Origin of the sequence: Microbacterium sp. NPDC055988, assembly GCF_042269505.1 — a bacterium.
In the GTDB taxonomy this organism is placed as follows: domain Bacteria; phylum Actinomycetota; class Actinomycetes; order Actinomycetales; family Microbacteriaceae; genus Microbacterium.
Map to the genome: position 1 here is coordinate 2,251,575 of NZ_JBHJXY010000001.1, position 21,657 is coordinate 2,273,231.

17 protein-coding genes and 1 riboswitch are annotated in these 21,657 nt (G+C 69.4%); of the genes, 5 read left to right on the plus strand and 12 right to left on the minus strand.

Annotated features, from left to right (window positions below):
* Nucleotides 1–5 precede the first annotated feature (5 nt).
* The 3 genes from ACFC14_RS10795 to ACFC14_RS10805 all read right to left on the minus strand — a co-directional run bounded on the left by ACFC14_RS10795 (nucleotide 6) and on the right by ACFC14_RS10805 (nucleotide 5,471).
* Complete coding sequence (locus ACFC14_RS10795; RefSeq protein ID WP_376104046.1) at nucleotides 6–2,099, minus strand: sigma-70 family RNA polymerase sigma factor; 2,094 nt, start codon at nucleotides 2,097–2,099, stop codon at nucleotides 6–8.
* A gap of 691 nt (nucleotides 2,100–2,790) precedes the next feature.
* A complete protein-coding gene (locus ACFC14_RS10800; RefSeq protein ID WP_376104050.1) occupies nucleotides 2,791–3,963 on the minus strand; it encodes an N-acetylglucosamine-6-phosphate deacetylase in 1,173 nt (390 codons plus the stop codon).
* Complete coding sequence (locus tag ACFC14_RS10805; RefSeq protein ID WP_376104053.1) at nucleotides 3,960–5,471, minus strand: family 20 glycosylhydrolase; 1,512 nt, start codon at nucleotides 5,469–5,471, stop codon at nucleotides 3,960–3,962. Before ACFC14_RS10805 ends, ACFC14_RS10800 begins: the two co-directional genes overlap by 4 nt.
* 105 nt (nucleotides 5,472–5,576) lie before the next feature.
* Nucleotides 5,577–5,661: riboswitch (ZMP/ZTP riboswitch) on the plus strand.
* A 40-nt stretch (nucleotides 5,662–5,701) separates the two neighbouring features.
* Here ACFC14_RS10805 and glyA point away from each other — a divergent pair.
* Together glyA and ACFC14_RS10815 are read left to right on the plus strand one after the other, a co-directional pair.
* Nucleotides 5,702–6,976 (plus strand): serine hydroxymethyltransferase, encoded by a 1,275-nt coding sequence (glyA, locus tag ACFC14_RS10810; protein ID WP_376104055.1) that lies wholly within the window; start codon nucleotides 5,702–5,704, stop codon nucleotides 6,974–6,976.
* A gap of 181 nt (nucleotides 6,977–7,157) precedes the next feature.
* A complete protein-coding gene (locus tag ACFC14_RS10815) occupies nucleotides 7,158–8,036 on the plus strand; it encodes a bifunctional methylenetetrahydrofolate dehydrogenase/methenyltetrahydrofolate cyclohydrolase (protein WP_376104058.1) in 879 nt (292 codons plus the stop codon).
* 33 nt (nucleotides 8,037–8,069) lie between these two features.
* On the opposite strand, the gene ACFC14_RS10820 is transcribed toward ACFC14_RS10815, so the two are convergent.
* From ACFC14_RS10820 to ACFC14_RS10855, 8 genes are all read right to left on the minus strand, one after another.
* The gene (locus ACFC14_RS10820) at nucleotides 8,070–8,639 is read right to left on the minus strand and encodes a hypothetical protein (protein ID WP_376104060.1); all 570 of its coding nucleotides are present in this window, start codon (nucleotides 8,637–8,639) and stop codon (nucleotides 8,070–8,072) included.
* Between the two features lie 60 nt (nucleotides 8,640–8,699).
* A complete protein-coding gene (locus tag ACFC14_RS10825) occupies nucleotides 8,700–9,419 on the minus strand; it encodes a DUF6882 domain-containing protein (protein WP_376104063.1) in 720 nt (239 codons plus the stop codon).
* Between the two features lie 121 nt (nucleotides 9,420–9,540).
* Nucleotides 9,541–10,341 carry an HpcH/HpaI aldolase/citrate lyase family protein gene (locus ACFC14_RS10830; RefSeq protein WP_376104066.1) on the minus strand — a complete coding sequence of 267 codons (801 nt, stop codon included), beginning with the start codon at nucleotides 10,339–10,341 and terminating at the stop codon, nucleotides 9,541–9,543.
* Nucleotides 10,326–11,111 carry a fumarylacetoacetate hydrolase family protein gene (locus ACFC14_RS10835; RefSeq protein ID WP_376104069.1) on the minus strand — a complete coding sequence of 262 codons (786 nt, stop codon included), beginning with the start codon at nucleotides 11,109–11,111 and terminating at the stop codon, nucleotides 10,326–10,328. Before ACFC14_RS10835 ends, ACFC14_RS10830 begins: the two co-directional genes overlap by 16 nt.
* A 9-nt stretch (nucleotides 11,112–11,120) precedes the next feature.
* Nucleotides 11,121–12,284 (minus strand): 3,4-dihydroxyphenylacetate 2,3-dioxygenase, encoded by a 1,164-nt coding sequence (hpaD, locus tag ACFC14_RS10840; RefSeq protein WP_376104072.1) that lies wholly within the window; start codon nucleotides 12,282–12,284, stop codon nucleotides 11,121–11,123.
* A 93-nt stretch (nucleotides 12,285–12,377) separates the two neighbouring features.
* Nucleotides 12,378–13,874 (minus strand): 5-carboxymethyl-2-hydroxymuconate semialdehyde dehydrogenase, encoded by a 1,497-nt coding sequence (gene hpaE, locus ACFC14_RS10845; RefSeq protein ID WP_376104074.1) that lies wholly within the window; start codon nucleotides 13,872–13,874, stop codon nucleotides 12,378–12,380.
* Nucleotides 13,871–14,581: a GntR family transcriptional regulator gene (locus tag ACFC14_RS10850; RefSeq protein ID WP_376104077.1), complete on the minus strand. Its 711-nt coding sequence runs from the start codon at nucleotides 14,579–14,581 to the stop codon at nucleotides 13,871–13,873. Before ACFC14_RS10850 ends, hpaE begins: the two co-directional genes overlap by 4 nt.
* Complete coding sequence (locus ACFC14_RS10855; RefSeq protein WP_376104081.1) at nucleotides 14,578–16,164, minus strand: fumarylacetoacetate hydrolase family protein; 1,587 nt, start codon at nucleotides 16,162–16,164, stop codon at nucleotides 14,578–14,580. The genes ACFC14_RS10850 and ACFC14_RS10855 overlap by 4 nt, the downstream gene beginning before the upstream one ends.
* A gap of 88 nt (nucleotides 16,165–16,252) precedes the next feature.
* On the opposite strand from ACFC14_RS10855, the gene ACFC14_RS10860 reads away from it, so the two are divergent.
* A complete protein-coding gene (locus tag ACFC14_RS10860) occupies nucleotides 16,253–17,632 on the plus strand; it encodes an MFS transporter (RefSeq protein WP_376104084.1) in 1,380 nt (459 codons plus the stop codon).
* A 123-nt stretch (nucleotides 17,633–17,755) separates the two neighbouring features.
* Here the strand turns inward: ACFC14_RS10860 and ACFC14_RS10865 are convergent, their stop codons facing one another.
* Nucleotides 17,756–18,466: an IclR family transcriptional regulator gene (locus ACFC14_RS10865; RefSeq protein WP_376104086.1), complete on the minus strand. Its 711-nt coding sequence runs from the start codon at nucleotides 18,464–18,466 to the stop codon at nucleotides 17,756–17,758.
* A 147-nt stretch (nucleotides 18,467–18,613) separates the two neighbouring features.
* Between ACFC14_RS10865 and ACFC14_RS10870 the strand changes: the two genes are divergently transcribed.
* Together ACFC14_RS10870 and ACFC14_RS10875 are read left to right on the plus strand one after the other, a co-directional pair.
* Complete coding sequence (locus ACFC14_RS10870; protein WP_376104089.1) at nucleotides 18,614–20,485, plus strand: FAD-dependent monooxygenase; 1,872 nt, start codon at nucleotides 18,614–18,616, stop codon at nucleotides 20,483–20,485.
* A gap of 187 nt (nucleotides 20,486–20,672) precedes the next feature.
* Complete coding sequence (locus tag ACFC14_RS10875) at nucleotides 20,673–21,656, plus strand: ABC transporter ATP-binding protein (protein WP_376104092.1); 984 nt, start codon at nucleotides 20,673–20,675, stop codon at nucleotides 21,654–21,656.
* Nucleotide 21,657 lies beyond the last annotated feature (1 nt).

Sequence of the window (21,657 nt, forward strand, 5' to 3'; positions counted from 1 at the left end):
CCAGTCTATTCGGCGGCCGGAGCGTCCTCGGCCGGGGCGATGGCGGCGGTGTCGGCAGCAGGTGCGGGCTCGGCAGGCGCCTCGGGAGCGGGAGCGGGCGGAGCCGGAGCGGGCGGAGCCAGAGCGGCCGGAGCCGGAGCGGCCGGAGCCGGTGCGGCCGGCTCGACGGGGGTGGGTGCGGGTGCGGGTGCGGGGGCCGGCGCCGGTACGACGGGTGCGGCCGGTGCCGGCACTGTCTCCGCCGCGGTGTCGGCCGTCGCGGGGTACTCGCCCTCGAGAGCCTGTTCCGCTTCCTGCAGGACGGCCTCGACAGCCGCACCGGACTCGAGTGAAAGCAGAGTCGTGTCGGCGGACGGCCCGACCTTGTCCGCCAGGATGTAGCGGAACGTGACGACGGTAGTGTCGGCGTTCACGACCTGCCAGAAGTCCGGACGAAGGTCGATCGTCCCGGTGCCCGCGTCGTCGAGGACGATGGTGTCGCCACCGCCGCCGCTGCCGTCGAGGAGCGCTTCGACCGTCGTCCCGGGTGCTCCGGCGACCGGCACGCTGTAGTGGATGGTGAAGCCGCTGAACCAGATGGTCGCTCCGGACCAGGTGGGCGCTTCCGTCGGCTCCACAGGGTCGACCGGGTCCACGGGGTCGACCGGGTCCACGGGGTCGACCGGGTCCACCGGATCCACGGGGTCGACCGGGTCCACGGGGTCGACCGGGTCCACCGGATCCACGGGGTCGACCGGGTCCACGGGGTCGACCGGGTCCACCGGATCGACGGGGTCCACCGGGTCCACCGGGTCTACGGATTCCGCGGGAGGAACCGGCGGCGCGACGGCGGGGCCTGCGTCTTCCTGCGGCTGCTCCACCGATGACTCTTCGACCGGAGGGAGCGCGGGCGCCTCGTCCGGCACGGTCTCCGGCTCATCGATGACGATCGGCTCTTCGAGGTTCAAGGATGCGTCAGGCCCGACCTGCGACGTGATCGACGACGGGTCGGCGTCTCCGGCGCTCGGCTGCGAGGTGGCCGGCTCGGCACCGGAGAGCCCGGGGATGATGGTGGCCGCGGCCACGACTCCCGCGACGACCAGCGCCGCAGAACCCGCACCGACGAGTGCGCCGATCCCTGTGAAGGCTCCGCCGGTCGACGATGCCCCGGCCGCGCCGCCGGTGCCACCGGCTGCACCGCCCGACCCGGTGCCGCCACTCGAGGAGGCGATGCCCGTCGCCGCAAGGCCCGTCGGGTCTCCGGCGAACACGGCGCCCGGGATGCTGGAGGGCATGGCCGCCAGAGCGACGATGGGAGTTCCCGCACCCTGCAGCGTCGCAAGGTATCCCGCCGCGCCGGTGACGCCCAGCACGAGGGGGAGCAGGACGAGGGCGAGGCGCTTGGAGACGTCTTTGGCCTCGGCGGCGACGATCATGCAGCGGGCGCACTCGTCGAGGTGCAGCTCGAGGCGCTTGTGGTCGCGAGTGCTGAGGTTGCCGCGCGAGTAGGCGCCCAGGTGCTCGATGGTCCACTGGCACTCGGAGCCGTCTTCGGCGCTGCGCAGATGCGCCTGGATCCAGGCCTCGCGGAGTCCCTCACGAGCGCGGAAGGCCAGCTGCGACACCGCGCCTGACTTCATGCCCAGCAGGTGTCCGACTTCCTGCGGCTTCATCTGCTCGATCTCGGTGTACCAGAGCACTTCCTGCCAGCGGGAGGGAAGGCTGCGGAACGCCTGTGCGGTGAGGCTCCGATCGAGGGCCTCGTTCGCGGCCTGGTCGGTGGTGTCGGGGTCGGCGACCGTGTCGAGCTCGTCGATCGCGGTCTCGCGGCGGGCACGGCCCCATCCTGCGGCAGTGTTGCGGATGCTGGTGAAGAGATAGGCGCGGAACGAGCCGTTGGGGCCCCCGCCCTTGAGGATGGCCTGGTAGATGCGGGTGTACGCCTCCTGCACCAGGTCGTCCGGGTCGATCGACGAGGTGACCGAGCGGGCGACCGCGATGCCGGACGGGTAGTGGCGGCGCCAGAGTTCGCCGAACGCGCCTGTGTCGCCCGAGCGGGCGCGCAGGATCAGGTCGGCGTCACCGATCGGTTCGTCGTGAGTCGTGTTCTCTTCGTGCACAATCATCCATCTGTCGCGGGCGCAGGTACGTCTCTACAAGGTGAGATGCGTGAGGGCGCCGCTCATCACGCGACTTCACCATTCTCTCGCGAATCTCCCAGGTAAGCCACCCTTCTCTGCGAATTCTGAACCGATATGGGGGTTCTGGACAGGCGCGGGTCGCACCGGCTCGGCTCGGGCATCCACGGTCTCTCGAAGTTTTTCTGGAAGTCGCGTAATGAACCCGTGGGGTCGCCGTCTCATCCCATAGAGACAGCCGTACGAACTCCTCCGGGGGGCGGAGTTCAGGTGCTGGTGCGAAGGATGTGCACCGGTCGGGCGGGTCGGGATCCTCGGGGGAGGAGAGCCCGGCCCCCCATCTCTGCACACGAGGAATGAGACCGCCGATCTGGGGACCGGCGGTCTCCCCGCGTGGGTCGGTCTTCGGACCGGAAGAACTTCTCGAAGATTTTCGACGAGTCGCGTAATGAATCGGTGGGGATGCCGTCTCATCCCATAGAGACAGCCGTACGAATCCCTCCGGGGGGCGGGATTCAGGCAGCGGTCGGTCGGGATCCTCGGGGGAGGAGAGCCCGGCCACCGGCTCTGAGAGGGGAAACGGGGCCGCCGATCTGGGGAACGGCGGCCCCCCACCCTGAACAGGAACGACCGGAGAGCGCAGGGTTGCGCGTCGCGCGATGCTCTGCCGCCTCTAGGCGAGCAGCCGTGGTCCCGACCACACTCGTGCGACGCGCAGCTCGGCATCCAGCAGCACGGCATCTCCGAGCATGCCGATGGCAAGCCCGCCGAGTTCGGCCGAGCGGCCGATCGCCCGCGCCGGCGTCCCGGTGAGAGCCCGCACCGCCTCGGTGAGCTCCACGCCCGCGGCCACTGCGCGTCGCAGCGCCACATCCTGAGTGAGGGTCGAACCGGCGATCGAGCCGGTGTCATCCGCTCGGGCTACGCCGTTCTCGACCGTGACACCGACCGCTCCGAGGTCGTAGTGGCCATCCGCGCTTCCGGCCGCGGCCATGGCATCGGTGATGAGAGCCACGCGGCCCGGGGCGGAGTCGAAGACGAGCTTGACGACGTGCGGGTCCAGGTGAACGTCGTCGGCGATCGCCTCCAGCACCACCCGATGATCGGCCGCGGCGGCGAGCACCGGTCCGGGAGCGCGATGGTGGATGCCGGGCATGGCATTGAACGCATGGGTGAGGATCGACGCGCCGGCCTCGAACGCGGCCACGGCCATCGCCGCGTCGGCATCGGTGTGACCGACGGCTGCCGCGGATCCGGCGGCCACGATCTGCCGGATCGCATCCAGTCCACCGGGGAGTTCGGGGGCGATCGTCACCTGGCGGACCGTGCCGCGGCCGGCTTCGAGCAGGCGCGCGACGTCGGATGCGACCGGGTGGCGCAGGAGCGTGGGCTCGTGCGCGCCGTGGTGACCGGGGTCGAGGAAAGGCCCTTCGAGGTGCGAGCCGAGGATGTCCGCGTCGGTCTCGGTCAGGTCCGCGATCGTCGCGACGTTGCGCGCGAGCGCATCGATCGATGCCGTCACGAGCGACACCACCGCTCGGGTGGTGCCGTGCGCGCGGTGCAGATCACGCCCGGTGCGAATCGCCTCCACCCCGTCGTCGAACGATGCACCGGCACCGCCGTGTCCGTGGATGTCGATGAAACCCGGGGTGAGCAGGGCGCCGGGGCCGGCATCCGTCGCGGCATCGACGACCGCATCGGCGGGCGACCAGTCGGTGCCGGTGCCGCGAGCGGTGACGATGCCGTCTTCGATGCGGACCCAGCCGTCTTCGGTGACCTCGCCGCGATCGATGATCCTGGCCGAATGGATGACCAGCGAACCGGTCGCGGAGGAGTGGGTGCTCAACGTTCGCTCCAGGGGATCTCGTCTGTGGGGTGGAAGTCGACCCCCTCAGCCTTCCACAGCGGTGCGAGTGCTCCGACCCGCACGCGGAAGGACTCCCAGACGCGCTCGGGACCGTGCTGGGGCGACCATGCCACCTCTGCCTGGGCGGCTGCGCGGGGGAAGACCAGCTGCTCGACGTCGGCGAATGTGCGCGTGGTCTCGGACCACAGCGGCGCCTCGACACCGAGGATCGCGGCATCCGGCACGTCGAGGACCGCGGTCGGCTCCCACTCGTAGGCCGAGCGGACATCGATGATCGCAGCCCAGGTGAGGCCGAGAGGGAAGTCCTCCGTGTACTTCATGTCGAGGTAGGTGACATCCGCTGCGGACATGATCAGTGCGCCGCCGCGCTCGACGAAGTGCGCGGCCTCCTCGGCATGGGTGCCCTCCGGGGTCGTCTTGCCCCAGTACTGCCCGACCGTTCCCTCGGCGATGTTCGCCGCGGATCCCATCTCGTGCCACGCGATCGGCGTCTTGCCGGCCTCGACCACGATCGCGGTGGCGCGCTCGGCGAACAGGTCGAAATCGGCCTGCGGCGTGCCGAGCGACTCGTCGCCGCCGATGTGGATGTAGGGACCCGGGGTCATCTCGGCCAGCTCGCGCACGACGTCGCGCACGAAGTCGTACGTGCGCTCCTCATGGATGCGCACGCTGGAGTGTCCGACCCCCCAGCCCAGGTAGCTCTCGCCTGCGACCGGCAGAGCCTGGCCGAGGCGTTCCGAATCCGCGATGAGGTTGTCGTTCATGACGGGCTCCTCGACGAGCTCCGGGTAGGCGACGCCGATCGCGTGCGTGTGACCGGGGAGGTCGATCTCGGGGATCACGATCATGTGGCGCGAGGCGGCGTACGCGACGATCTCGCGGTAGTCGTCCTTCGTGTAGAAGCCGCCGGGGTCGCCGTTGGCCGACGTGCCGGCGGACAGCTCGGTGAGCCGCGGCCAGGAGTCGATGTGCACGCGCCACCCCTGATCGTCGCTGAGGTGCAGGTGCAGATGATTGAGCTTGAGCGCACTCGTGCTGTCGATGAACTTCTTGACGTCGTCGACGCCGAAGAAGTGCCGTGCCACGTCGAGCATGACGCCGCGTCGGGCGAAGCGCGGGGAGTCCGCGACGTCGGCTCCGAGGAGCGCCCAGCCGGAGTCGTCCTGCTGGAGCAGCTGCAGCAGTGTCTGCACGCCGTAGAACAGTCCGGCCTCATCTGCGCCGACGATGACCGCACGATCGCCGATCTCGAGCGTGTAACCCTCCGGCGCCGACGAGTTCGGGTCGACGAAGAGCTCGATCTCGGCGGGGGACTCGTCGGCGACGGAAAGACGGATGCCGGTGCGGCGCTCGACCGCGGCGATCAGCTGGGCGGCGGCGGGGGAGGAGCCGAGCACACGCGTCGTCGCGGTGACCGGCATCCGTCCTTCTCGTGCGGTGGCGGACACGGGCGTGGGCACGAGCGGAAGAGGATGAGGAAGGACCATGAACAAAACGTACCGGTCAGCGCGGTCGAGTGGAATGGGCGAATCGAATCGATTCTGCAGTGACTCGAAACACCGGGGTGCAGCGCCTCCGGCATCGGCTATGCTCGTAACCGTCGCGACTGGCGTCTGGGTGGACTACCACCGGGGAGCGACTGACCACGGAATTCGACCGCGCGCCTGGGCCGATTGGAACACCCCTTTCGAATCCGTCGTCAAAGGAGCATGTCACCATGACCGACCGTTACTTCAACGCCCCGCTCGCCGAGGTCGACCCGGAGATCGCCGAGGTCCTCGATCGCGAGCTGAAGCGTCAGCAGACCTTCCTCGAGATGATCGCCTCGGAGAACTTCGTTCCCGTCTCGGTGCTGCAGTCGCAGGGCTCCGTGCTCACGAACAAGTACGCCGAGGGCTATCCCGGTCGCCGCTACTACGGTGGCTGCGAAGAGGTCGACGTGGCGGAGTCCCTCGCGATCGAGCGGGCGAAGAGCCTGTTCGGCGCCGAGTTCGCGAACGTGCAGCCGCACTCCGGTGCATCGGCGAACGCGGCTGTCCTGCACGCGATCGCGCGCCCCGGCGACACCCTGCTCGGCCTTTCGCTCGACCAGGGCGGGCACCTCACGCACGGCATGAAGATCAACTTCTCTGGCCGGCTCTACGACATCGTCGCGTACGGCGTCGACCCCGAGACCTCGACCATCGACATGGCCGAGGTCCGTCGCCTCGCGATCGAGCACAAGCCCAAGGTCATCATCGCCGGCTGGTCGGCCTACCCGCGCACCATGGACTTCGCGGCCTTCCGCGAGATCGCCGATGAGGTCGGCGCACTCCTCTGGGTCGACATGGCGCACTTCGCCGGTCTGGTCGCGGCGGGCCTGCACCCGAACCCGGTTCCTCACGCGCACGTCGTCTCCTCGACCGTGCACAAGACGATCGGCGGCCCGCGCTCCGGCTTCATCCTCACGAACGACGCCGAGCTCGCCAAGAAGATCAACACCGCGGTCTTCCCCGGGCAGCAGGGCGGCCCGCTCATGCACGTGATCGCCGCCAAGGCGACCGCGTTCAAGCTCGCCGGTACCCCGGAGTTCAAGGAGCGTCAGGAGCGCGTGCTGCGCGGTGCCAAGCTCATCGCCGAGCGCCTGTCGCAGCAGGACGTGAAGGATGCCGGCATCGCGGTGCGCTCCGGCGGCACCGACGTGCACTTGGTCCTGGTCGACCTGCGCGATGCCGAGATCGACGGCAAGCAGGCAGAAGACCTGCTGCACGACATCCACATCACCGTGAACCGCAACGCCGTTCCGAACGACCCGCGCCCGCCGATGGTGACCTCGGGTCTGCGCATCGGCACGCCGGCACTCGCGACCCGCGGCTTCGGCGACGCCGAGTTCACCGAGGTCGCCGACATCATCGCCCTCGCGCTGCTCCCCGGTGCCGATGTCGAGGCGCTGCGCGCCCGCGTCGACGCTCTCGCCGCCTCCTTCCCGCTGTACCCCGACCTGCAGCAGTAGCCCCGCACCCCGCTCTCCGCACTCGCGAGTGCACGGATGCTGCCGAGTGCACGGGATGCTACCGAGTGCACGGCCTGTCGACGTGAACGGGCCGTGCACTCGACGAGACGCCGTGCACTCGGCGGCGACGGCGGGGGATGTGACGACGCACGACTTGGACGCACGAGGTAAGGAAGAACACATGACGGCGAAGATCCTGGACGGGAAGGCGGCGTCAGCCGCGATCCGTGCTGAACTCACCGAGCGCGTCGCCGCGCTGAAGGAGCGGGGCATCACGCCCGGCATCGCGACGGTGCTCGTGGGCGCAGACCCGGCATCGCAGCTGTACGTGGGCATGAAGCATCGGCAGTCCGGGGCGATCGGGATGAACTCGATCCAGCGCGAGCTGCCGGCGGATGCCACTCAGGCCGAGGTCGAGGCACTGATCGACGAGCTCAACGCCGACCCCGCGTGCCACGGCTACATAGTGCAGCTGCCGCTGCCGAAGCACCTCGACACCGACGCCATCCTCGAGCGGATCGATCCGGCGAAGGATGCCGACGGACTGCACCCGACCAACCTCGGGCGGCTCGTGCTGAACGTCAACGGTCCGATCCACACGCCGCTGCCCTGCACGCCGCGGGGTGTGATCGAGCTGCTGCTGCGCAACGACTACGACCTCAAGGGCAAGCACGTGGTGGTCGTCGGCCGCGGAGTGACGATCGGCCGCTCCATCGGGCTGCTGCTCACCCGCCGCGACCTCAACGCCACGGTCACGCTCACCCACACCGGCACCGTCGACATGCCGCGGTACCTGCGGGAGGCCGACGTGATCGTCGCCGCCGCCGGTGTGAAGCACCTGATCCGCGCCGAGGACGTCAAGCCGGGTGCCGCTGTGCTCGATGTGGGCGTCACCCGCGAGAGCGATCCGGAGACCGGCAAGAGCCTGGTGTTCGGCGACGTCGCGCCCGGAGTCGCGGATGTCGCGGGCTACATCTCACCGAACCCCGGAGGTGTCGGTCCGATGACCGTCGCCCTGCTCATGACGAACGTCGTCGAGGCGGCCGAGCGGGCCGTGTGACACGCTGCGCCATGTCTGCGGGTGTGAGGCGGTTCAGCCGAGCTCGTCGAGCATCCGGCGCTGTTCGGGTGTGAGACCGTCACGCAGCTCGTCGCGGGCCGCGCTCGTCTCGGGGGACTCCGGTGCGATGGTGGTCGTGGAGGTCGCCGCGGGCGCGGACTTCGAGCGCCCGCCCTTCACCCGCGCCTGGACGGAGTCGTAGATCTCCGCGGTCTTGGCCCGCATCCGGTCGTCGATCTGGTCGTAGATCATCCAGCCGAACAGCAGCGCCAGCGGCGGCAGTATGAACGCCCACAAGCCCGAGGCGCGCACACCGCTGAACCACACCGTGAGCACCCAGATGATGAGCTCGACCAGGTAGACGAGGACGTACTGGACGATCTTCTCCCCGGTCTTGGTGCGTTCGCCCGCAGACTTCGCGGCGGACCGGCGGAAGGCTCCGGCGAGCAGCGGCTTCACGAACAGGGCGGCGAGGGTCAGGATCACCGAGGCCCACAGCGCGTTCCATCCGACGGAGACGCCGGGCAGCAGCAGGCCAATCAGGAGCAGCACTGCGACGTTGAACACGTAGAGTGCGACGAACCGGACGATTCCGTTCTTCATGCGACCAAGAATCCCACAGATCACGGTCGCGCGGCCAGGTCGCGCGGCCGCCGCGAGTGGTCAGCCCTGCGCGTGCAGCGTGCTCTCGATGCCGCTGATGCGGGCCTGCTCATCGAACCGGAACGTGGCGGTTCCGGAGGAGTCCGACACGGATGCGCCGGAGAAGGCCTCATCCGTCCAGGTCAGCGTCCAGCCCGCGAGCCGCGCGAGATCCCAGACGGCGGTGCGTGCGTCGGGCAGGTCTGCGCCGGCGAGTACCCGCGGGAGGGCGACGACCGCATCGGCGACGGTGAGCGGTGCGAGCGGCGCATCGAGCAGGAACACCGCGCGGGTGCCGTTGCCGACGGGGGCGGAGTAGTACGGTGAGCGTCCGGTCAGCTCGACGGCCACCCCGCCGATCGTGTGAGCTGCCTGCGCGATCCACTCGTCGTCACCGGCTCCTTCGGGGAACGGCACCTCCGAGGTCGTCAACTCCGCGATCCCGTGCTCGGTGCCGTATGCGTGCAGCTGAGCGGCGACACCCTGCGGGTCGCCGCTGGGGTGCGCCCAGGCCCACAGCAGCGAACGGGGGCCCGGCGCGATCGTCGCGATCAGGTGTGCGCGGGTGACGAGCTGCCGCGAGGGGTCGTCGTTCGCCGTGAAGGTGAGCGTGCCCGCAGCCATGTCCGCGTCCCAGCGGTGCTCGCCGAGGGCATCGGCGGCAGCGGCGAGGGCGTCCTGTCGGAGTGCGACGAAGAGGGCGGCACGGTCGGCGAGGGGCTGGAGAGCGGCGAAGGTCATGCCGACAGTCTCGCCGGAAATGCTATGAATCCGCTAGCTCAGGGGGATGCGCCGGGTGCTCGAATCGCGCGAATGGTCGGTGCGGAGACCCGTATCGAACCGTTCGCGCGATTCGAACGGTTCAGTAGCTCGCGCGCGCCGCCCCGTCCGCGGCGATGAAGCGGGCGGCCAGTGCCTCGGATGCTCGGGCGAGCAGGGCGACGTCGGCTCCCACCGCCACGAAGTCCGCGCCCGCGGCGAGGTAGGCGTCGGCGGCGACAGGGTCGAACGCGTTCACGCCGACGGCCTTGCCTGCGGCCTTGACCGCCGCGAACACCTTCTCGACGGCCGCCGTCACGTCGGGATGGGTCTGCTGCCCCAGGAGCCCCATCGATGCGGAGAGGTCGGACGGCCCGACGAAGACGGCATCCACGCCGTCGACCGCGGCGATGTCGGCTGCGGCCTCGACTCCTGCGGCCGTCTCGATCTGCACCGTCAGCGAGACATGCTGCGCGGACTCCTGCAGGTACCGATCGACGCGGTTCCACCGGGCGCTCCGGGCGAGGGCGCTTCCCACTCCGCGCACGCCCTCCGGCGGGTAGCGGGTGGCGGCCACGGCGGCGCGGGCCTCGTCGGCGGAGGAGACCATCGGCACGATCAGGTTCTGTGCCCCGAGATCGAGGATCTGCTTGATCGCGACCGTGTCATTCGACGGCACGCGCACGAGCGGGGCGATCGGATAGGCGGCGACGGCTTGCAGCTGCTGCAGCACGGACTCGAGCGTGTTCGTCGAGTGCTCCATGTCGATCAGCAGCCAGTCGAGCCCGGACCCTGCAGCGACCTCCGCGAGAATCGGGCTGCCGGAGCAGACCCACATGCCCACGAACGGGTGATCGGAGTCCGCGAGCTGCTCGCGGAACGAAGGGGCTAGACGAAGCGGCATGCAATTGTTCCCATCGGTCCGTAATCGCACAGCACTTCATCGCCACGCGACACCCACATCGGGCGCGTGAACGATCCTGCCAGGATGATCTCCCCGGCTTCGAGACGCGCGCCGTGCTGATGGAACTTGTTCGCGAGCCAGGCCACGCCGGTGGCCGGGTGGCCCAGGACTCCGGCGGCGACGCCGGTCTCCTCGATCTCGCCGTTGCGGGACAGGACGCCCGGCACCCAGCGCAGATCGATCTCGTCCGGCCGTCGATGCTCCGTGCCGAGGACCATCGCACCGTAGGCGGCGTTGTCGCTGATCGTGTCGACGATCGTGCGCCCCTCGAGCTCGATGTGGGAGTTGAGCACCTCGAGGGCAGGGACCGCGTAGTCGATCGCCGCGAGGGCGTCGTCGAGCGTGCAGTCCGGCCCCTCCAACGGGTGCTTCAGGACGAACGCCAGCTCGACCTCGATGCGCACGTTCGAGAAGTGGTCGACCGGGATCTCGGCGCCGGATTCGTACACGGTGTCATCGAACATCACGCCGTAGTCCGGTTCGGTGATGCCCGTGGCCTGCTGCATCGCCCTGGACGTCAGGCCGATCTTGCGCCCGACGAGACGGCGACCCGCCGCGAGGTTCTGGTCGCGCCAGACCCCCTGGATCGCGTAGGAGTCCTCGACGGTCGCCTCCGGGTACCGAGCGGTGATGCGCGGGATCACGCTGTGCGTGCGGTCGGCTTCGGCGAGCTCCGCCGCGATCGCCGAGATCGTCTCGTCTGACAGCATCCGTGCCTCCTAGAGCTGGTGGCCGAGCTTGTACTCGCCCTGCTTGTACTCGGGCATATCCTTGTCGTCCTCGGAACGGGTGTACGAGAATCCGTCGGCGCCGATGGTGACGGCCATCTCGCTCGAGTCGGTGCGCGCGACGACGGGCTGCGGGTTGCCGTCGAGGTCGAGCACGAGCGAGGCATCCGTGTACCACGAGGGGACGACGGGGTTCCCCCACCAGTCGCGGCGCTGGTTGTCGTGCACGTCCCACGTGACGACCGGGTTGTCGGGGTCGCCGGTGTAGTAGTCCTGCGTGTACACCTCGACCCGGTGGCCGTCGGGGTCGCGCAGGTACAGGTAGAACGCGTTCGAGACGCCGTGACGGCCGGGACCGCGCTCGATGGAGTCGGAGCGGCGGAGCGCGCCGAGCTTGTCGCAGATCGCGAGGATGTTGTGCTTCTCATGCGTGGCGAAGCACACGTGGTGCATGCGGGGGCCGTCGCCGCCGGTCATGGCCGTGTCGTGCACGGTGGGCTTGCGGCGCATCCAGGCGGCGTAGACGGTGCCTTCCTCGTCCTGGATGTCTTCCGTGACGCGGAAACCGAGATCCTGCATGAACCCCACGGCGCGCGGCACATCGGGGGTGACCTGGTTGAAGTGGTCGAGGCGCACCAGCTCGCCCGGGATGTGCAGGTCGTAGCGCCACGACATCCGCTCGACGTGCTCGGTGGCGTAGAAGTACTCGTACGGGAAGCCGAGCGGATCGACCACGCGGACGGAGTCGCCGATGCCCTTGACGAAGCCGTTCTCGTTCCGGCGCACGTCGCAGCCGAGCTCCGTGTAGAACTCGACGGCGCGGTCGAGGTCTTCGGGCGTGCGGACCCGGTACGAGAACGCGGCGACCGCGGCAAGGGATCCCTTGCGGAGCACCAGGTTGTGATGGATGAACTCCTCGGTCGAGCGCAGGTAGATCGCCTCGTCGTCCTCTTCGGTCACGTACAGACCCAGGATGTCGACGTAGAACTGACGCGACGCCGCCAGGTCGGTGACCACGAGCTCCATGTACGCGCAGCGGAGGATGTCCGGTGGCGTGCTCTTCGGCGTCGCTACGGGGTTCTCGGAGCGGATCGGCGCCTCCTGGGAGACGTAGAAGCCGGAGGAGGTCAGGGTCATGTCTTCGCGGTGTGTCATGTCAGCGTCCTTGCGTGAGGGTTCCGGTCGCACTTTCTGTCGCCTTCGCGCCGGCGAGGCGACAGAAAGTGCGACCGGAACGAGACAGTGTGGTCAGTTCTTGCCGAAGGTCGGATTGTGGGCGGGGCCTAGCGTGATGTGCACGCTCTGCTGGTCGGTGTAGAAGTCGATCGAGCGGTAGCCGCCCTCATGACCGAGACCCGAGGCCTTCACGCCGCCGAACGGGGTGCGGAGGTCGCGCACGTTGTTGCTGTTCAGCCACACCATGCCGGCCTCGACCGACTGCGCGAAGTTGTGCGCGCGCTTGAGGTCGTTCGTCCAGATGTACGCGGCGAGCCCGTACTTGGTGTTGTTCGCCAGCGACAGCGCCTCCTCGTCGGAGTCGAACGGCGTGATCGCGACGACCGGGCCGAAGATCTCCTCCTGGAAGATCCGGGCATCGGGGGAGACGTCGGCGAACACGGTCGGCGCGACGAAGTTGCCCTCCTCGAAGCCCTCCGGACGACCGCCGCCGGCGACCAGGCGCCCCTCGGTCTTGCCGATCTCGACGTAGCTCATGACCTTCTCGTAGTGCTCGGGATGCACGAGCGCGCCGACCTCGGTGGCCGGGTCGTGCGGGTAGCCGACCTTGACCCTCTTCGCCTGCGCGGCGTAGCGCTCGACGAACTCCTCGTAGATCGAGCGCTCGACGAGGATGCGGGAGCCGGCGGTGCAGCGCTCGCCGTTGAGGGAGAAGACGCCGAAGATCGTCGCGTCGACCGCGGCCTCGAGGTCGGCGTCGGCGAAGACGACCGCGGGGGACTTGCCGCCGAGCTCCATGGACAGGCCCTTGAGGAAGGGTGCGGCGTTGCCGAAGATGAGCTGCCCGGTCGAGCTCTCGCCCGTGAACGAGATCAGCGGCACGTCCGGGTGCTTCACGAGCGCGTCGCCCGCGTCTTCGCCGAGGCCGTTCACGAGGTTGAAGACGCCCTGAGGCAACCCGGCCTCTTCGAAGATGCCGGCCCAGAGGGATGCCGAGAGCGGCGTGAACTCGGCGGGCTTGAGCACGACCGTGTTGCCGGTCGCGAGCGCGGGACCGAGCTTCCAGGACTCGAGCATGAACGGCGTGTTCCACGGCGTGATGAGCCCTGCGACGCCGATCGGCTTGCGGTTGACGTAGTTCATCTGGCGGCCCGGCACCTTGAAGGCATCATCGGACTGCGCGACGATCAGGTCGGCGAAGAAGCGGAAGTTCTCGGCGGCGCGGCGGGCCTGGCCCAGCGCCTGCGTGATCGGGAGTCCGGAGTCGTAGGACTCGAGCTCGGCGAGGCGGGCGTCGCGGGACTCGACGATGTCGGCGACGCGGTGCAGCACGCGAGACCGCTCTCGCGGGAGCATCCGAGGCCATGGGCCCTCTTTGAACGCGCGCGTGGCGGCGGCGACGGCGAGCTCGATGTCGGCCTTCTTGCCTGCGGCGGCCGTCGTGTAGGTCTGGTTGGTGACCGGGTCGAGCACGTCGAACGTGTCGCCGTCGACGGAATCGACGAACGCGCCGTCGATGTAGTGCTGGATGTGGTCGGGGAGGTCGGCGGGGATGCGCGAATCGGTCATGAGTCTTCTCCGGTCGTCTGGGCGGAAGTCGTCTGGGCGGAACGGGTGTGCAGCGCGTCGAGGAACGCGTCCATCGTGCGCCAGCGGTGGTTGCGGGCGGCGAGTTCGATCTCGAGCGGGTCTGCGCCCGCACGGATGAGTTCGAGGATCTCGGTGTGCTCTTCGACCGAGTGCTGGGCGCGTCCGGGGATCGATGAGAACGTCGTGTCGCGGATGCCGGAGAGCCGCGACCAGCCGCGGTGCACGAGGTCGAGCAGGTGCGGGTTGGGGCACGGCTCGAACAGCACCGAATGGAACTGGCGGTTGAGCTCGGTGAAGGCGTGGGCGTCGAGGTGGTCGAGCATCTGCGCCATCCGCTCGTTGATGCGGGCGGCCTCGTCGAGGGCAGCCTCGTCGAGCAGGGGAGCGGAGAGCGCGGTGGCGCAGCCCTCGACGAGGCCGAGCGTCTGCATGGTGTGCGCGTATTCGCTCTCGTCGACGAGCGTCACCCGTGCTCCGACGTTGCGCTCGAACGTCACGAGGCCCTCGGCTTCGAGACGGCGGATCGCCTCGCGCACGGGGACGACGCTCATCTTGAGGTCTTCGGCGATGGAACCCAGCACCAGGCGGTAGCCGGGACTGAACATGTGTCCCGTGATGCGCGACCGGATCCACTCGTACGCGACCTCGGACTTGCTGGCCGCCGTCGTCGTGGTCGTCGCCGTCATCGTTCGCTCCGGCGGGCTGTGGCCTCCTCATAGCGGGCTCGCCACTCGGCGTCGAGTGGGAACAGGCCGTCGACGGAGTGGCCGGCGGCGACCTGCTCGGCGATCCAGGCGTCTTCGATCTCCTGCGCGACGGCGCTCGCCGCGACCTCGGCGGCCAGGGACGGCGGGATGACGATCACGCCGTCGCCGTCGCCGACGATGATGTCGCCGGGCTGCACGGTCGCCCCGCCGCAGGAGATCGTGACATCCACGTCCCACGGCACGTGCTTGCGGCCGAGGACCGAGGGGTGCCCGCCCTGCGAGAACACGGGGAGGCCGATCTCGGCGACCGCGTCGAAGTCGCGGACCCCGCCGTCGGTCACGACGCCGGCAGCACCACGGGCCTTCGCGCGGAGGGCGAGGATGTCGCCGAGGGTTCCGGTCGTGGCGTCGCCTCGGGCTTCGATGACGATGATCTCGCCGTCTTCCACCGCGTCGAATGCGCGCTTCTGGGCGTTGTAGCCGCCCCCGTGCGTGGCGAAGAGGTCTTCGCGGAACGGCACGAACCGCAGGGTCTTCGCGGTGCCGACGATCTTCTGCCCGGGGATGTTGACGGAGACGCCATCGATGAAGCAGGAGTGGTGTCCGCGCTTGCGAAGCTGTGCGGAGAGTCCGGCCGTCGGAGCTTCGAGCAGCTGGGCGCGCAGCTCGGGCGAGAGGCGCGAGGGGCCAGGAATCGCCGCGTCGGCAGGGGTGCGCGCGGCATTCTGCGACCCCTCACCGGTGGTGGGCGCGAGCCCGGCGGCCTCGGCCGAGCCCCAGGCCTCGGTGCGCTGCAGGTCGTCGACGGCGGGGAGCGAACCGAGGTCGCCGTCGAACGGAACGTCGCCCTGGGTCACGGTCGTCACCAGACGGCCGGATGTCGGGGCTCCGGGGGCCTCGGGTGCGTCCACCTCGACCTCGACGACATCGCCGGGGACGATGACGGAGGAGCCGGCGGGGGTGCCCGTGAGGATGACATCGCCCGGTTCGAGCGTGAAGTGCTGGGACAGGTCGGCGACGAGCTGCGCGAGGGGGAAGATGAGCCCGGCCGTGGTGTCGTCCTGGCGGAGCTCGCCGTTGACCCAGGCGCGGACGCGAAGGGCTGCCGGGTCGACCGTGCGGGCATCGATCAGGTCGGGGCCGAGAGGCGTGTAACCGTCGCCGCCCTTGGAGCGGACGTTGGAGCCCTTGTCGTTCGCGCGCAGGTCGTACAGGCCGAGGTCGTTCGAGGCGGTGACCCACCCCACGTGGGCCCAGGCCTCGTCGAGCGAGACACGACGGGCGGTGGTGCCGATCACGAGCGCGATCTCACCTTCGAAGGCGAGCAGCTCGGTGCCGGCCGGTCGCTCGACCGTGCCGCCGGAGACGCCGACGGAACTGGCCGGCTTGAAGAAGTAGGAGGGGGAAGCGGGGCGCCTGCCGCGCTGATCGGCGCGGGACGCATAGCTCAGATGAATCGCGATGATCTTGCCGGGGCGGTCGATGGTATCCGTCACGGGGCGCCTCCTCGCGCTCGTCTGCGTTGTCGTGCAGGACGCCTTGTGCGTCGTATTCGAAATCATATATCATCGGTTCACCCCTCGGCAAGCACTCCGGATCCGCATCCGCTGCACGCCGTGACAATGCGGTCACAACCAAAGGAGACACCCCATGAGCGGGCAGTCACAGGGTGGGTTCACGCCCACCGGAACCATCGCGACAGCGGCAGACCGGCGCCGCGTCGTCTTCGCCACCGTCGTCGGCACCACGGTCGAGTGGTACGACTTCTTCATCTACGCCACGGCGGTCGGGCTCGTGTTCGGGCAGCTGTTCTTCGAGCCGCTCGGTGCGAACAGCGCGCTCGTCGGCTTCGCCACGGTCGGCGTGAGCTTCCTGTTCCGCCCGCTCGGCGCCTTCCTCGCCGGTCACTACGGCGACAAGCTCGGACGCAAGGCCGTGCTGATGTGGACGCTGATCCTGATGGGGGCGGCGACCGCACTGATCGGCCTGCTGCCCACGTACGAGACGATCGGCATCATGGCTCCGATCCTGCTGGTGCTCCTGCGCATCGTCCAGGGCATCTCGGCCGGTGGCGAGTGGGGCGGTGCCGTGCTGATGGCGGTCGAGCACGCTCCGCGCAAGAAGCGCGGCATCTTCGGCGCCTCGCCGCAGATCGGTGTGCCCCTCGGACTGCTGCTCGCGTCTGGGGTGATGGCGCTGATGACCGTGGTGGCTCCCGGCGAGCAGTTCGCCGCCTGGGGCTGGCGTGTGCCGTTCCTCCTCAGCGTGGTGCTGATCCTCATCGGCTACTACGTGCGGCGCAAGGTGGAGGAGAGCCCGGTCTTCACAGAGCTCGCCGAGCGCAAGGAGAAGGCGCGGATGCCGATCGCGCAGCTCTTCCGCAAGCACCTGCTGCTCGTGATCGTCGCCGCGTTCGTCTTCGCCGGCAACAACGCGGTCGGGTACATGACAACCGGCGGATACATCCAGGGCTATGCCACCAACCCCGAGGGGCCGATCGGCCTCGAGCGCGGTCCGGTGCTCTGGGCGGTCGCCGGTTCCGCGGTCACCTGGCTGCTCACGACGCTGCTCGCCGGGTGGATCTCGGACCGGATCGGTCGCCGAACGACCTACATCATCGGCTGGGTCATGCAGCTCGTCGGAGTGTTCACGCTGTTCCCACTGGTGAACACGGGCGAGATCGGCCTGCTGTTCGCCGGGCTTGCGATCCTGACCATCGGCCTCGGCTTCACCTACGGCCCGCAGGCGGCGCTCTACGCCGAGCTGTTCCCCGCCAGCATCCGGTTCTCGGGAGTCTCGATCTCGTATGCGATCGGTGCCATCGCGGGTGGGGCCTTCGCGCCGACGATCGCCACGGCCATCGTGAGTGCCACGGGCTCGACCGACGCGGTCACCTGGTACCTCGCCGGGATGACGGTGCTCGGCCTGATCGCCACGCTCCTGCTGCGCGACCGCTCGGGCATCCCGCTCGGACCGGACCACGAGGAAGAGCAGTCGGTCAGCCCGATCCGCGGCTTCGCGAAGGTCTGACTCCTTCCGCGCGCTGACCTCGCTCCCGTCGCACTTCCTGTCGCTCCCCGTTGCGGGGACCGACAGAAAATGCGTCGGGAGCGTTCGGCGGTCGGGGGATCGAGCGAGGCGTGCGGGGAAGGGTCAGCCGTCGAGGGCCTCGCGGATGACGGCCGCCGAGCGGTGCAGGCGGGCGGCGATCTGGGCGTCGTCGAGATCCGTCGCGACATGCACCACCGCGATCGCCGCCAGGCGCTGGCTCCGAAGGACCAAGGGCACGGCCACGGACTGCACCGTGGGGATGACCTCGTCGTGGCTGGTGGCGTAACCGCGGACCCTGGTCGCCTCGACGTCGGCGGACAGCGACGTGGGCGCGTCGGCGGGCCACTCACCCACGGGCAGCCGGGCGAGGATCGCCTTGCCGGGCGCACCGACCGTGACGGGGTGCCGCGCGCCAGGACGCTGGGCGACGCTCGCGACCGCGTGCCGCGGTTCGACGCTGGCCAGGGTGATGCACTCGGCGCCGTCGAGCACGGCGAGGAAACACGTCATCCCGAGTTCGTTCGCGATCGCGGTGAGCTCGGGGAGCGCCTCGGCCTGCAGGTCGTGCGCGACTCCGGCCGCGAGGGCCGCCATGCGAGCGCCGAGACTCACCGCCCCCGCCGAGTCCCGCGTGACGAGCCCGTGGTCTTCGAGCGTGCGCAGCAGGCGATAGGCGATGGAGCGATGCACGCCGAGGCGGCTCGCGATCTCGTCGATCGTGAGGGCGCCGCGCGCGTCGGCGAGGACTTCGAGGATGCGGATGCCGCGACTCAGCGTCTGCGAGGCGGGAGAGGCGCTCGGGCTCTCGGGCATGCGTGCGCTCCTCCTTGCGATCGTCAACGTGGCGGTTTACGCTGTGTTCAATAGTAGAACAGTGTGTTCGAATATAGAACACGGATCTGCTGAGCGCAAGACCCGAAGCACAGGACCGACGAAGAAGTCCGGAAGGAATCGACGACGATGCAGTTCCACCACCACGGCTACGTCTCCGCTGACCCGCGCGTGCAGGACGCCGCCGGCGTCGGGCTCGACCGACCGAGCGACCTCCCCGATGAGATCGATGTGCTGATCGTCGGCTCCGGGCCTGCCGGGATGCTCCTCGCCGCCCAGATGTCCCAGTACCCCGGCATCTCCACCCGCATCATCGAGAAGCGCGACGGCCGCCTCCCGCTGGGACAGGCCGACGGGATCCAGCCGCGCAGCGTCGAGACCTTCCAGGCGTTCGGCTTCGCCGAACGGATCGTCGCCGAGGCCTACAACATCGGCTGGATGAACTTCTGGGGCCCGAACCCCGACAAGCGCGGCGAGATCATCCGCACCTCGCGCACCGCCGACTACGCCTACGACGTCTGCGAGTTCCCGCACCTGATCGTCAACCAGGCGCGCGTCCTCGACTACTTCGCCGAGGCCGCGGCGAACGGGCCGGCGCGGATCGTCCCCGACTACGGGGTCGAGTTCGTGGGCCTGACCGTTCACGACGAGGGCGAGTTTCCGGTCGAGGTGCGCATCCGCTACGTTGCGGGGGAGCACGCGGGGGACGAGCGGACCATCCGCACCAAGTTCGTCGCCGGGTGCGACGGCGCCCGTAGCGGCGTGCGACAGGCGATCGGGCGCACCCACGTCGGCGCCTCCGCCGCACACGCGTGGGGCGTGATGGACGTGCTCGTCAACACCGACTTCCCGGACTGGCGAACCAAGTGCGCCATCAACTCCGAGGCGGGCAACATCCTGCACATCCCGCGCGAGGGCGGCTACCTCTCGCGCATGTACATCGACCTCGGCGAGGTCGCAGCCGACGACGACCACCGCGTGCGGCAGACGCCGATCGAGGAGATCATCCGTCGTGCCAACGAGATCCTCCACCCGTACACGCTCGATGTGCGCGAGGTCGCCTGGCACAGCGTCTACGAGGTCGGCCACCGCGTCACCGACGGGTTCGACGACGTGATCGACGAGTCGGGGCGTACACCGCGCGTGTTCCTCACCGGCGACGCCTGCCACACGCACAGCGCCAAGGCCGGCCAGGGCATGAACGTCTCGATGCAGGACGGCTTCAACCTCGGCTGGAAGCTCGGCTCGGTGCTCACCGGCCGCGCTCCCGAGGCGCTCCTCGCGACGTACGGTGCCGAGCGGCGTCCGGTGGCGCAGCAGCTCATCGACTTCGACCGCGAGTGGTCGAGCCTCATGGCACGCAAGCCCGAGGAGATCTCCGACCCCGACGACCTCGCGACCTACTATCTCGCCACCGCCGAGTTCCCATCGGGCTTCATGACGCAGTACACCTCGTCGATGATCACCGGCAGCGACGCGCACCAGGCTCTCGCCGTCGGCTACCCCCTCGGCAAGCGCTTCAAGTCGGCCGAGGTCATGCGCGTGGGCGACGGCAACGTCACCCACCTCGGACACCACGCGAAGGCGGACGGCCGCTGGCGCGTGTACGCCTTCGGCGACCGCACCGGTGAGGCTCTCGCGGCCTGGGCCGCCGAAGCCGAGCCCCTGTTCGCCCGCTTCACCCCGGCGGATGCCGACGTCGACGCCGTGTTCGACGTGAAGGCCGTGTACCAGCAGCCTTTCGAGGAGGTCGAGGTCACGTCGGCGCCGGCGCTGTTCCAGCCGAAGACCGGTCCGCTCGGGCTCACCGACTGGGAGAAGGTCTATGCGGCGGGCCCCAGCAAGTGGACCGAGACCGACATCTTCGCCGCGCGCGAGCTCTCGCGCGACGGCGTGGTGGTCGTCGTGCGGCCCGACCAGTACGTGGCGGCGATCCTGCCGTTGGACGCGGTGGACGAGCTCGCGGGCTTCCTCGACGGGGCGCTGCTGCCGGCACGCTGAGGTATCCGCTCGTCTTGAAGGAGAACTCGCGTTCTGAAGGAGCGTTCCGGCGGATCCCTCCTTCGGAACGCGAGTTCTCCTTCAGAACGCGAGGCCCGGTTCGCCTCTCCTCGGCATGACACGTGTCATGCCGAGGAGATGACACCTCCCTCCGGCGCGGGGAAGCTCCTCCCGCGAGGCTGGAGGCATGAACAACACCTCTGTGGACGGGTCGGCGACGCAGGTCACCGCGCGTCCGGCATCCGAAGCCCCGAACCATGATCCGGTCGTGCTCGAGCTGAACGGCGTCACCCGCCACTTCGGCTCGGGAGACCGACGTGTGCAGGCCGTCCGCGGGGTCGACCTCTCGATCCGTCGCGGCGAGGTCGTCGCGCTGCTCGGCCCGAACGGTGCGGGCAAGACGACGACGCTCGACATGCTCCTGGGGCTCACGCAGCCCAGCAGCGGCAGCGTCCGGGTGCTCGGCGTGGCTCCCGAGCAGGCGACCTCGAGTGGGGCGATCGGCGCCGTGCTGCAGACCGGCGGCCTGCTGGGCGACTTGACCGTGGGCGAGACCGTGCGCCTCATCGCTTCGCTGTACGGAGCGGAAGCAGCCGCGCGGGTGCCGGAGGTCATGGCCCGTGCCGACCTGGAGCACCTCGCCCGCCGCCGCGTGTCGAAGTGCTCGGGGGGAGAGCAGCAGCGGGTGAAGTTCGCGCTCGCGATGGTGTCCGATCCCGACATCCTCGTGCTCGACGAGCCGACGGCCGGAATGGACGTCACGGCTCGGCGGCACTTCTGGGACGTGATGCGGGCCGATGCGGATGCCGGGCGCACGATCATCTTCGCCACCCACTACCTGGAGGAGGCGGAGCAGTTCGCGCGGCGCACCGTGGTGATGCACCGCGGCGCGGTGGTCGCGGATGCGCCGACGGCTCTGCTGCGAGCGAGCCTGGGGGAGCGGACCGTGTCCGCGACGGTCGGCGAGACCGGTGCGGCCGGTGCGGCGCTCGTCGCGACGCTGAGCGCGACGGACGGCGTCGTCGACGTGCGGCTGGACGGCGACCGCCTCAGCCTGCGCGCCGCGGACTCCGACGCCGCCGCCCGCATCCTTCTCGACCACGGCGCTCACGACCTCGAGATCGCCGCACCCACCCTCGAAACCGCCTTCACGGCTCTGACGGAGAACTGAC